This window comes from Candidatus Nitrohelix vancouverensis, assembly GCA_015698305.1.
Classification (GTDB): Bacteria; Nitrospinota; Nitrospinia; order Nitrospinales; family VA-1; genus Nitrohelix; species Nitrohelix vancouverensis.
In genome coordinates this window covers 1,396,628-1,408,935 of the sequence record CP048620.1, presented here as the reverse complement: position 1 = coordinate 1,408,935, position 12,308 = coordinate 1,396,628, and the positions used below count along the sequence as shown (strand labels likewise).

Genomic DNA, 12,308 nt, shown 5'->3' with positions numbered 1-12,308 from the left:
GGTAAAGAAGGAGGGGGGGTGCGCTCTCAGCGTTTGGCTTGCAGGAGTTTGACAAATTCCTTGAAGGATCGGTTCACTTCATCTTCTATATTCATTTCGCCATCCACATCGGGATTGAAGTTTTTCACCAAGGCTTCATCCAGATTGTTTTTCAATTTCTTCTCGAAACCGGAAGACTTGCTCATCTCTTTTTTATACACCGCCATGATTTCTTCAGTGATCATCTTGCCCGGTTTGCTATCGAGGATGGTGTCGTAGTCGGCGCCTTTTTTACCGCCAAACTCCATCAGTCGATTGATCTTTTCCGTCCATTGCAAGATCTGCGTCTCATCCGCCAGGTAGTGAACTGAATTGGCGAAGACCGCAATCAAACTGTGATGGACTCCGGTCTTTCGCAGTTGATTCTCGATGTATCGCAGAAAAAAACGGCTGATGTGGTCCTTGCGCAACATCCTATCTTTTCTCTTGATGCGCTTTTTAGCAGGCGCTCCCGCCGCCGCTTCTTTGCAAACGCTGATGATCTTCTCGAATTGAGATCGCGTTTCTTTTTCCAACTCCTCCACCAGCGTATCGTTGTTCAGGTCGATGTTATCGCGAGCGTATTTCACAATCTTTCGCAACAAGGCCTGGCGCAAGCTATCCAGTTCATCGGCGGGTTTGGCTGTTTCTGTATCCTTTGGCATATTTGCGGCTATCGTTTTTTTAAAAAAAATTCTTCGGTTTTTCAGCTAGATCGACTTATTCGTTTATTTATAAATAGTTATATATTTTTAAGCAACCCTTTTTTTTACTAATGTTTTTTTTTTGATTTCCCGATAAATAAACTATCAAGAAAAAAAGAGGACCCGAGAGGGTAAAAAAACATGTTAGCAGAAATCACAGCATACAACCCAAACACGGATTCAAAGCAGGTAAGCCACTCCATCGAAACATTTTTTTCGTCGGAGCTGGAGTTGAAAACGCAAGAAGGCGACGTTGTGACTTTATCGTTTCAGAATGCTGAATACTTTGGCGAAACCCAAACACAGGGAACCGGCGATTCCGATTCAACGGTCTCTGCAATTTCAGTAGAAGCCGCCGCGGCCGCCCAGTATGCGCTGGAAATCCAGGGTGACTTGAACGATGAGGAATTGGCCGCCATTCAGGAATTGTCCAGTAAAGTCGCGCCCATCGTTGAACAGTTTTTCAACAATGCGGAACTGGATGAGGAAGCCATCGCAACGGATCTTGCAAAATCTCTTGGCGTCGTGAATGAATTGACTCTCGTTCTGGAAAAAACAGTGACTCGAACCGCTACGGTGCAGAGCGCTTCTTACCCAGAAACGGCGAGCGATCTGGATGTGCTGGAAGGTTCTGAAGTTGACGGCGGCCCTGATTTATCTCAGGTCCGCGACCTTCAGTCTCTCGCCAGCGCTGTTGCAGACGCCCAATTCCGCAACCAGGCGGCCCAATCGGCAGCTACGGAATCGATCCTTCGTTCGCTCGGCGATTTGTTGGCGTTCATACGCAAACAATTCGGAGCGGTGCTTGAACCTTTGAGCACAGTGAAGGAAGAGTTTCCCGACACTCCCGATACCACTTCGGTTCCTCCGGAATCCGTCGCAGTCTAGCGTCTACGACTGACATCGTTTTCTTTGCCCGCAACCACCCTGATGGGCAAAGAAACGGTCGACTCCCGCCTTCATTTTATTATTTTACGAAATTATTATTCTTCAGGTAGGCATCAACGCGCCGTTGTTGACGTCCAGCGTTTGACCGGTGATCGAGCTTTGTTGCTCTGACATGAGGAATGCGGTCATCGCCGCAATTTCTTCAGGCGTGGACATTTTCCCGAGAGGCACCACGCTCATCGCTTTTTCGCGCGCTTCCGGCAAGGTGATTTGCAGGGCGTCGGCAAATCCCTGCAATCCTTCCTGCGACATCGCCGTATCGACCCAGCCCGGACAGATCGCGTTCACGAGAATTTTATCGTTGGCTAATTCCGCCGCGAGCGAACGCATCAAACCCAACAGACCCGCCTTGGACGCGCAGTAGGCCGAATAACCGGGAACGCCTAAACGCGCCAGAATCGAAGACATGAAAACGATTCGCTTGTAAGCGTCCGGCTCTTTTTTCAGCAAGGGCAGGCATTCAGAAACGGTGTTGTAACTTCCCGTCAGATTGATATCAATGATTTCCTGCCAGGCGTCTTCGGCGCCGTAATGATTTTCGCCGCCAACACCGGCATTGACCACCACGCCATAAAGCGAAGAAACCCCGCTTTCTTTCAGCGCTGTCCGAATTTCCTCCGGCTTTCGAATATCGCAGGAAAAACTTTTATGCCGTTCCCTGTTCTCGCAACCTGAGAGGGTGTCCAGCAACGCCATCTCGCGTCGTCCCAGCAAGATCAAAGTATGCCCCTGCTTTGCCAGCAAGGCGGAAATGGCCCGACCAATGCCTGATCCAGCCCCTGTCACAACGATCGTTTTAGATTCCATAATTCATTCCGACGGTTAGTCTTTGGCTCCCACCAACGCCTTCAACAGATTTTCAACCTGATGCGCCTTGTCTTCCATTTGACGATTGAAGTAGGTGTGGATCAAATTGTTCAACATCCGCATAAGAGTTTCTCTGTGCGTGGCCTGCCCCAAATGGTACTCCTCAAATTTGTAGCCCATGCGCTCGACAATGCCGCGACACTCATCGACCGTGAGCTGTCTCCCATCGTGAAAGGGATCAAAGTACAACGGCTCTGTCAAAGACGCGTATTTGACAATATAGTGACCCGGCAAGCCCACGCCCACGATGGGAAGCTTCAAACGTTGACCGACCAGAACACACAACACCGACAGGCTGATGGGGATACCCAGTTTATCCTCGAGCACCTTGTTTATAAAACTATTGTCCGGGTTCATATAATCCGCATCATTGCCCTTGAAGCCTTTCTCGACGAACAGAAAATTCAGCAGGCGTTGCGCCATTTCTTTTTGAGACGCTTGCTCCGGCAACTGGGAGCTGAACTCGCTGGCAAGGCTGTCCAGAGCGTCGCTCACGATCGAATCTTTCGCCATGGGATAGCCGAACTGCATGATAATGCAGACGCCTCTTTCCAGGTCTGTTTCTTTTTCGGCGGAGGCCCCCAGTTCGCGCAGTCGGGTTTCCGTTTTTATCGGCAACAAGGCTTCCAAAATGCTCAGCGCCTCCTTCCTCAACACGGGATTTTCCGAAAGCGCGGCGATTTCAAGAAAGGGCGTCGCGTCTTCTCCGCTGGCAACCAGCTCGTCGCGGATTTTCCCGCGCACCGAGGCGTCGCGATCGTCCAGCAAACGAAGCAGAGAGTTCATGCGTTTGTCTGTAATTTCATTTTCCATTTGAGATAAAAAAAACGGGGCGATCGCTCGCCCCGTCCTCTTTCCTGAATAACGCGACTTGCGACGCGCCGCCCTACGCGGGGCTGTGTTTAAATGTCTGGTTGCGGGGTCATGCGCAGATAAGGTTTGACTTCCTTGAATCCCTTCGGAAATTTAGCCGGAATATCTTCCGTTTTAATCGCCGGGACCACAACGCAATCCTCGCCGTATTTCCAATCCACCGGGGTCGCCACGCTGTGGTTTGCGGTCAACTGCAAGGAATCAATCACGCGCAGGATTTCATCAAAATTGCGACCGGTAGACGCCGGATAGGTCAGCATCAATTTGATTTTCTTGTCCGGGCCAATAATGAACACCGTGCGAACCGTAAGATTATCCAGAGCGTTTGGATGAATCATGTCGTACATCTCAGCGACTTTTCTATCCGGATCGGCAATGATCGGATAGTTGACCGAGCAGTTTTGCGTTTCATTGATGTCGTTGATCCAGCCGCGATGCGAATCGACCGGGTCCACGCTCAAGGCCAGAACCTTGACGCCGCGTTTTTCAAATTCCGGCTTCAAATTGGCAACACGACCCAACTCGGTCGTGCACACCGGCGTGTAGTCCTTCGGGTGAGAAAACAAAACACCCCATCCGCCGCTCAAATAGGTATGTAAATCAATCGTTCCTTCGCTCGATTCAGCCGTAAAATTTGGAGCTTCATCTCCTAATCGTAATCCCATAGTTTCTTCCCTTTCAAAAAAGGTTGCCGAAAAAATCTTTAGCTTTAAGTCGTGAAGAACGAAATCAAATCCACGACATATTCTCTGTAGTGATGGACGGATTATATCATAAATCTCCAGTTTGATAGGGAAAAGAAATCCGTTTGATTTTACCCGCCTAACGGGCCTCTCAACCCCTTCTCCATTGATGGAATCTGGCCACCCATTTCAACAAGTTCTCCGGCGCGTGAGCCTTCTTCCAGACCCCTGCCGCGAATTTATTCGCTTCAGCCATGGTGGGATATATATGGATGGTGGACAGAATGCGGTTCAAGCCGTAGCCGCCTTTCATTGCCGCCACGTATTCGGCGATCAAATCGCCCGCGTGATAGCCGACGATGGTCACCCCCAGAATTCGATCTTTTCCCGGCGTGGTCAACACTTTCACCCAGCCATGATCTTCGCTGTCGGCGATGGCTCGATCGAGATCATCTATCGGATAAACTGTTGTTTCATAGGGAATGCCCTGCGCTTTCGCTTCGGTCTCGTTCAAGCCGACGCGCGCCGCTTCGGGGTCGGTGAAGGTGCACCAGGGGATGACGCTGTAGTCCACCTTGAATTTTTTCAAGGGACTGAACAATGCGTTGACGGCGCAATACCAGGCCTGATGAGCGGCGGTGTGAGTGAACTGAAAAGGCCCGGCCACATCGCCGCAGGCGTAAATATTGGTATGAGTCGTGGTGCGCAGATAGTCGTCCACTTCAATCGTGCCGCGCGCCGTCAGGCGAACTCCCAATTCCTCAAGACCGAATCCTTTGGAATTTGCCGAGCGCCCCACCGCCACCAAAACTTTATCAAAGGGAATGCGATCTTCGACGCCGTCTTTCTCGACGAGCATGACGGCTTGACCGTTCTCCACCTTGATTTCCTTACACCGGGTGTTGACGCGAACATCCACGCCTTCGCTCACGAATTGCTGATGTATACGGGCGCCCACATCCGGGTCTTCCCGATTCAAAAGCTCAGGCATCATTTCCACTTGCGTGACCTGGCTGCCCAGGCGCGCAAAGCATTGCGTCAACTCGCTCCCTATCGGACCGCCGCCCGCGATGACCAGGCGTTTGGGCAATTCGCGCAAATTCCATATCGTGTCGGTGGTCAAAAAATCCACTTGATCCAGACCGGGTATGTTGGGAATCGCAGGCCCCGCTCCCGTGGCGACAATGATATTTTTAGTCGTCAACACGCGGTCGCCGACCCGCACCTCGTTGGGAGAAAGAATTTTTGCGGCGTTCTGATAACAATCCACGCCCAGCTTCTGGTAACGTTCAACACTGTCATGCGGTTCTATCCTGCCAATGACCTGACGAACCCGATCCATGACATCGGAAAATTCAAATTCGGCGCTTGCCGAACGAATGCCGTAGCGTTCATGATTTCGAATATAAGACAGGATTTTTGAAGTCCGGATCAGCGCCTTGCTCGGCACGCAACCGGTGTTCAGGCAATCGCCGCCCATCTTGTTTTTCTCGATCAAGGCCACCTTCGCCTTGACGGCGGCGCAAATATAAGACGACACCAGACCCGCCGATCCGCCGCCAATGACAACCACGTTGTAGTCAAATTTAGCCATCCCGTTCCCCTCTCGATTCAGATCGCATACGATTATTTTATCTCACAACAACAAGACTGCAATTAGGTCGCGTATCGAAGCAAAATCTTACAACGCAAATCGCCTGCGGCTCGAATCGTATTCTGGAGAAAGCTCTCAAAGACCCCACCGTTGCGTTAAAAGGTGGATGGCGCTGTCCACATCGCGAACTTCGGTGAAGGATTTCATGAATTTGGGAGCCGTCAGATTGTGATCGACCGTATTTTGAAAGAGACGAATCAAGGCGTCGTAATAGCCGTCGATATTGACCAGAACCATCGGCTTGGACGTGACCTGCAGGTGAATGAGGGTCAAAATTTCCATGATCTCTTCAAGCGTGCCAATCCCGCCCGGCAGGGCGATGAAGGCGTCGGAGCGCTCTTCCATGATGGTTTTTCGCTTGCGCATATCGGGGGTGACGATCATCTCATCCGCATCCAGAAAACCGATTTCCTTTTCCATCAAAAACTGCGGGATGACTCCCACCACTTTGCCTCCTGAAGAATGGACGGCTCTCGCCGCTTCGCCCATGAGACCGATCGAAGCGCCGCCATACACCATGGTCCATTCACGCCGCCCGATCTCTGCTCCCATATCGCGCGCCGCCTGCTTGAAAGCAGGCGCGGCCTGGTCGCTGGAAGCGCAAAAAACGCAGATTGTTTTCATAACTGCTTTGTTCAATTTCTGTTCTGGCAACGCTTGCCTCCAATCAATAAATTCCAAGCCCGCTCCCATTTGGAGCGGGCTTTCGACCCGGCCCATACTGCCAAAAAACTCACAATTTAGTTAGTTTTTTTATCAAAATGGCTTATATTATAGGTACACAAAGTTTTTTTCCCCAGGAGAGTCTTGTATGAATCGAATCAGCAAAGTTTTTTTTACATTCTTGTTGTTAACGGTTTTTTGCGCAATGACCGCATCATCAGCGATGGCGCAGAGCAAAGGAAATCAGGAAAATTATGACGTTTCGCCGAGATTTTTCTCCGATGTCGCAGACGCCAAAACCAAATCCGTCTATTGGATGTACGTTCAATGCGACTATTGGCTGGGTTGCTACACGCGATGCGAAGGCACCTTGAAAGAATGCGTTCAAACGGCAGATCGCGTCGATTGGAAGATCGAATCGGTTTATTATAATAACAGGGAAACGGGTAATCTGGTTGAGGGCGTCCGATGGCAGCAATATCTTTCTTCGCCGCCAGAGTCCGAATAAGCCGTTTTCCCTAAGAATAAGGGCCAGAAGCTGACTTCGATCAGCTTCTGGTTCCATTTTCCTGATCACCTTACCATCAGGAGATAAAGGAATCGGAGGATTCTATGGTAGACATCACAGAAAACCCATTGGCGGGGAGCGCTCAAGGAGCCAATCGAACCACTATTATCAACAGTGTCAGCACCCTGCCGCGCAGCGCTCTGCAAGCCATCGCGCAGAACAACAACGCACCGCAGGAATTTGGCGCGGATCGAAGCCCTGAGAATACGGTTGATCTCGGCGGCGTCGAAGTCAATTCCGCGCGTTCGACCTTTATCAATCCCCCTCCTGAAATTGGGAAGGGAAGCATCGCAGACATATTTCTCTAACTAGGCAATATAAGAGGGTAAGGTCATGGAACCAGGCGAGATACAATCTTTCGGGAGTCAACAGGGAGCCAATCGCTCCAAGCTGATCACCCAGGCCACACAACTACCGGACGACCCCTTTCAGGCGCTTTCGCTTGAGACCAAAACCACAAAAGAACTGGGCGGCCTGCGCAGTCCCCTGCAATTGATCTCCGTCGGCGGCAAGGAAATCAACAGCGCGGCAGCCACCACCGCAAGCATTCCCCCCGAAATCGGCAAAGGCAGTATCGCCAACCTCTTCCTGTAGAAATTTCAGAACGGATATCGCGCTATTCAGCTTACGGGCAGAAATTTTTCACACGTATTCTGAAAACAGGCGCTTTTCAGGAGAGATGTAGAAGTTCTATTGATCTTCTTCGGAACCGCTGGCGTCAGAACCGCTATCAGAGATCAAAGAGTTATCGGGGAAACCGAAAGCATCGCCAAGCGCTTCAAACCCGACCGGGCTTTCCGTTGAAACTCTTGGGCCGGAGTCCGGGTTGCCCAGAATGAGCGAAGGCAAGGCTCCGCCGCCGCTAGAGACAGGCAGGATTCCCAAACCAAAATTATTACCAACGAGGGTTATTGTATTTGCCACCCGGTTCGTCGCTTCCGGGACAATCCCTATCAAATTTGAAACCGCCACTACCGGTTCGGTTCCACTATCTGTAGACGCATCATCAATAGTGGAATCGTTATTGGAATTATCTACACCGGGCGTCGTCCCGGGATTCACTTCAACTTCGGGGATCGTTATCGCCCCCAAGGCATTCGCCTTGGCCAGATGTCCGTGGCCGACAATTCCCTGCAAGGCGCCTCCTGTGAATTCGCCGTCGGCAAAGGAGTAAAGGTAGACGGAGCCCGCGCCAGACACTGAATTACCAAAACTGTCATCATCCGCCACGCCCACCGCAAGCCGATTGCCATCTAACGAAACCGATTGACCGAAGCGATCATTCACGATGTCGTGATTGATATTTTTGCCGCCGCTGTATCCGTTGCCAATGATTCCCTGCAACTGGCCTCCGCTGAAATTCTCATCCGCAAACGTGTAAAGATAAACGTTCGCCTGTTCATTCGTTTGATAGAATTTCGGATCGATTCCCGGCGCGCCCACCGCCAGTCGATTGCCGTCCAGAGAAACCGAAGAACCAAACAGGCCCCATTCTCTCAAATCCTGTTGAACAACATTGCTTCCCGTTGCGGCAACGTCGCCGATCATCGCCTGCAGACTGCCGCCATTGAAATCTTCGTCTGCAAAACTATATAGATAAACCGCGCCAACTTGCGCAGCGCTACTAAAGCCCTGCGCCCCTTTAGCGCCAACCGCCAAACGATTGCCATCCAGAGAAACGGAAGAACCAAACTCATCATAAGCATTCAGCGCCTGAACAATATTCTTACCGCCCGCCGGACCATCGCTAATGACCGCCTGCAGAGCGCCATCGCTGAAAGTTTCATCTGAAAAGGTATACAAGTACACAGATCCAATAATGTCTGGACCCGTTCCATCAGGATTCGGGCCGCCAATCCTCTTCGCGCCCGAAGCTCCAACCGCAAGGCGAGAACCGTCCAGAGAAACGCTTCTCCCAAATTGATCGCCACGATTCAAATCGACATCAATATTCTTTCCTCCCGTGTACCCCTTCCCCAGCCTTGCCTGCAAAGCCCCGTCGGAAAAACTCAAATCCGAAAATGAGAATAAATAGACAGACCCCGTGTGCATGATGGAACCCGTCACATCGCGATCAGCGCTCGCGCCCACAGCCAAACCCTTAGCATCCAGGGACACGGCTGTGCCAAAAGTTATCGATTGCGTACCAATATCTATATTCTTTCCGCCGGTGTAGCCCCGTCCGATGATTCCCTGCAAGGCGCCTCCTGAAAAATTCTCGTCGGCAAATGTGTATAAATACACGGCGCCCGATCCGAAGGAATCATCATCAACGCCTCGGTCATGCACGGCGCCTACCGCGAGGCGCGTGCCGTCCAGTGAAATCGATTGACCAAAATTGTCGTAGGTATCCAGTTTTTGATCGACATTGGCGTGCGTGGAACCGCTGTCCAAAATTCCCTGAAACTGTGCCGCGCTTAAAGTATTGGCGTCTAGCATCGTCGCCTGCTCCGCATTGAGAACAAGGCCTCCTATATTGACATCTCCCCCATATTCGAGAACGTCGCCAGAATAAACCTCTACCTTGCCGTTTAATTCTGCCGACAATCCAGAGGCAGGCGACGCCGACATCTGGCCCAACACCGTAACTTTCTGATCCGCCGCCACAATAATACTTCCACCATTACCCGAGGCGTTTAGCGCATCGGCTCTGACCCGTGTTGAATCCGTCATGAACAAGGTGTGCGCATTGGGAAGCTCATCCGCTTCCAGATTGAGCCCGCCCTGCGATTCACCGCCCAGTCGAATGCTCCCGCCTTTGGTCTGACCGCTCGCGTCAATGTCGCCTGAAAGTAAATCGAGTTTATAGGAGGTCACATCAATGGCGCCGCCCTCCCCTTGTGTGCCCTGCGCCTTGTAGGTCGCCGAGGTCGTGATCTGCTTTCCAGCGATATGAGTGATATCGCCGCCTGTCGCGCCAGACACATCCAACAACGCGTCCATGTTCTCCCAGGAATGCGAGTCAACCCTCAGGTCAATGCTTCCGCCAGAACCCGTTTGCCCTTTCGCCAGAACATCGGCGCCGATGGACAGTCCTTCCGTTTCAACAGAAACGCTACCGCCCGTATCGCCGCTGGCGTCTATTGTGCCGCCGAGGCTGATCCAATCCGCATCAACGATTGAAATTTTGCCGCCCTTACGATCCAGACTGTTTGCCAGAATCTCGCCGCGATCCACCAGGATGGACGAACCAGAAACGGCGATCTCGCCGCCCTGCTCGCCCGATGCGTCGCCGGATGCGCTCAAGCGGCCGGAAACTTTCACGGCGCTTTTTCCGCCGGAAAGTACGATCTTGCCATTGTTTTCAGAAAAGGTGTCGGCTTCCACCAGACCGCTCTGATTGATCGCGTAACCCACCAAAGCCTTCGCAGAGCCGACGTCCATAACAATGACTCCGCCGTCGGCTTTGATCGTTCCATTATTGTCGATCAATGCATTCAGACGATCGCCGTTGGGGTCCAGCACATCCTTCAATAAAATTTCTTCGACGCCAAGAGAGATCAACTGGTCGCCGTAAAAATCCAGCGTGAAGGTCGACCCGGATCCGAGAGAGACCTGCCCCAGTTGCGCATTGATGCTTCCTGAATTTTCAACGCCCGGAGCGACAAAGGCAAGAAGCCCGCCTTCCTTGATAGTGATCACGCCTCGATTGATGATGGCGTGGTTGGTCTCGGGGGCGATATTGAAAAGGTAATTGCTCGACAGAAAATCTTCGTTTCTGATGTCCGACGTGGTCGCGATCAAGCCGTTAACGTCCACCTGCGAATCAACGCCAAACAGAACGCCGTTGCGGTTGATCAGCATCAACCTTCCATTCGAAGTGAGCCTGCCAAATATATGGGAAGGGTCGTCGCCGATCACTCGACTCAAATTGACAGAGTTCGACGACGGCATTTGAAAGTCAGTGTGTTCGCTGGCGCCGATGCTAAAGGACTGCCAGTCGATGATGGCTTTATCCGAGCTTTGGATGACGTTCAAACGGTCGGAGCCGGGGCGCTCGAACTGGACGGAGCCTGACTTCACCTCGCCGTCCTGGGGAAGCGCGACCGCCGTTCGAGGCGCTAAGGAAAGTGAGGCAACGCAGACCAGCGTCGCGCAAAAAAGAGCGCCGTTCTTTACAAGCGATGATTTACAAATCGTTCGTTCAGGCATAAAGAATCGTCTCATCTTTACACTCACATTAGTATCGGATAAGGGTTTGAACCCCGCTATGAGTATACGCCTCTCAATGACATTTTAAATCAATATTTTCAGGCAATTAGCCGCGAACCAACGGGCCGGCGACAAAGCGTTGAAATTCCCCCGCTTATCTAAATAGAAAAAATCTACATACAAAACATTATTCTAATTGCCGAATAAAGCCTTTCCTGAAAATATCAATTATATTATTATCCGATCCAAGAGGAGTATGATCTCTATAAGAAGTCCCAAGCCTCCTATCCGGAAAACTCTCTATGCAAAAAGTTGATACCGACGAGCTGATAAAAGACTGGGTCGCGTCTCCACCGAAGGTGTATTTCCAACTACGCACCTTGCTGGACGATCCGCGCGCTTCATTTGGCGACTTCGCTAAAGTCATCAAGAGAGATCCGGCCCTCATGGCCAAGCTCCTTAAAATTGTCAACAGCCCTCTGTATAGCGTCGAGGAAGAAGTCGATACCATCGAACATGCCATCAACATTGTTGGAACGGATCAATTGAGCGATCTGTCGCTGGCCAGTAGCGTCGCCACTCAGTTCGACAAAATTCCCAAACGCCTGATCAATCCTGTCTCCTTCTGGAGACACGGCATGGCCACCGGGATCACCGCGAAAGCGCTCGCAAAACAAAAGGGAATTAAAGACTACGATTATTATTATGTAGCCGGCATGTTGCACAATCTCGGCAGTCTGATTCTCTTCCAAAAATTTCCGGACAAGTCTGCTCAAGTCCTGGAGCGTTGTCGCGAAAGCAAACTCTCGCTTTCCAAAGTCGAAATGGAGGTTTTCGGGACCTGCCATGAAAAAGTGGGAGGGGCCTTGCTGAGACGCTGGGGACTGCCTCTCAAATTTGTGGAACCCGCTCTCTTTCATCACGAACCCACAAAATCCAAAGAATTCCCCATCACAACTTCCATCATTCATGTCGCGGACATATTGACGCGCACCCTGAAGCTGGGAGACAGCGGAGAACCCAATATTCCCCCCTACGATCCCATGGTGATGCGGGTGCTGAAATTGAACGATGAAAAATTGAAAGAGATCGAGGAAACAGTTAAAAACGATTTCTACGATGAGATTTTCTTTAACAAAGACTCCGTGCTTTACTGAGCCGTCGTTTCCCCCTGGAGT

General features: G+C 51.2%; 12 protein-coding genes. 5 read left to right on the top strand and 7 right to left on the bottom strand.

Features of this window, described 5'->3' with window-relative positions:
- Positions 1 to 26 precede the first annotated feature (26 nt).
- Entirely contained in the window at positions 27 to 683 is a 657-nt protein-coding gene (locus G3M78_06660; GenBank protein QPJ65084.1) for a hypothetical protein, read from the bottom strand.
- 180 nt (positions 684 to 863) lie between these two features.
- Between G3M78_06660 and G3M78_06655 the strand changes: the two genes are divergently transcribed.
- On the top strand, positions 864 to 1,610 hold the full coding sequence (locus tag G3M78_06655) for a hypothetical protein (protein ID QPJ65083.1): 747 nt from the start codon (positions 864 to 866) through the stop codon (positions 1,608 to 1,610).
- A gap of 102 nt (positions 1,611 to 1,712) precedes the next feature.
- Here G3M78_06655 and G3M78_06650 read toward each other — a convergent pair whose 3' ends face one another.
- The 5 genes from G3M78_06650 to G3M78_06630 all read right to left on the bottom strand — a co-directional run bounded on the left by G3M78_06650 (position 1,713) and on the right by G3M78_06630 (position 6,371).
- A complete protein-coding gene (locus G3M78_06650) occupies positions 1,713 to 2,480 on the bottom strand; it encodes an SDR family oxidoreductase (GenBank protein QPJ66791.1) in 768 nt (255 codons plus the stop codon).
- 12 nt (positions 2,481 to 2,492) lie between these two features.
- Entirely contained in the window at positions 2,493 to 3,323 is an 831-nt protein-coding gene (locus G3M78_06645; GenBank protein ID QPJ65082.1) for a hypothetical protein, read from the bottom strand.
- A 116-nt stretch (positions 3,324 to 3,439) separates the two neighbouring features.
- Positions 3,440 to 4,075 (bottom strand): peroxiredoxin, encoded by a 636-nt coding sequence (locus tag G3M78_06640; protein ID QPJ65081.1) that lies wholly within the window; start codon positions 4,073 to 4,075, stop codon positions 3,440 to 3,442.
- A gap of 169 nt (positions 4,076 to 4,244) precedes the next feature.
- Positions 4,245 to 5,687, bottom strand: coding sequence for a mercuric reductase (locus tag G3M78_06635; protein ID QPJ65080.1), 1,443 nt, complete (start codon positions 5,685 to 5,687; stop codon positions 4,245 to 4,247).
- 135 nt (positions 5,688 to 5,822) lie between these two features.
- Entirely contained in the window at positions 5,823 to 6,371 is a 549-nt protein-coding gene (locus G3M78_06630) for a TIGR00730 family Rossman fold protein (protein QPJ65079.1), read from the bottom strand.
- A 244-nt stretch (positions 6,372 to 6,615) separates the two neighbouring features.
- Between G3M78_06630 and G3M78_06625 the strand changes: the two genes are divergently transcribed.
- The 3 genes from G3M78_06625 (at position 6,616) to G3M78_06615 (ending at position 7,572) form a co-directional block, all read left to right on the top strand.
- Positions 6,616 to 6,918, top strand: coding sequence for a hypothetical protein (locus tag G3M78_06625; protein ID QPJ65078.1), 303 nt, complete (start codon positions 6,616 to 6,618; stop codon positions 6,916 to 6,918).
- A 104-nt stretch (positions 6,919 to 7,022) separates the two neighbouring features.
- Complete coding sequence (locus G3M78_06620; GenBank protein QPJ65077.1) at positions 7,023 to 7,286, top strand: hypothetical protein; 264 nt, start codon at positions 7,023 to 7,025, stop codon at positions 7,284 to 7,286.
- Positions 7,287 to 7,311: 25 nt separating this feature from the next.
- Complete coding sequence (locus G3M78_06615; protein ID QPJ65076.1) at positions 7,312 to 7,572, top strand: hypothetical protein; 261 nt, start codon at positions 7,312 to 7,314, stop codon at positions 7,570 to 7,572.
- Between the two features lie 96 nt (positions 7,573 to 7,668).
- Here the strand turns inward: G3M78_06615 and G3M78_06610 are convergent, their stop codons facing one another.
- Positions 7,669 to 11,130 carry a filamentous hemagglutinin N-terminal domain-containing protein gene (locus tag G3M78_06610; protein ID QPJ65075.1) on the bottom strand — a complete coding sequence of 1,154 codons (3,462 nt, stop codon included), beginning with the start codon at positions 11,128 to 11,130 and terminating at the stop codon, positions 7,669 to 7,671.
- Between the two features lie 302 nt (positions 11,131 to 11,432).
- On the opposite strand from G3M78_06610, the gene G3M78_06605 reads away from it, so the two are divergent.
- The gene (locus G3M78_06605) at positions 11,433 to 12,287 is read left to right on the top strand and encodes an HDOD domain-containing protein (GenBank protein QPJ65074.1); all 855 of its coding nucleotides are present in this window, start codon (positions 11,433 to 11,435) and stop codon (positions 12,285 to 12,287) included.
- The last annotated feature ends 21 nt before the right edge of the window (positions 12,288 to 12,308 follow it).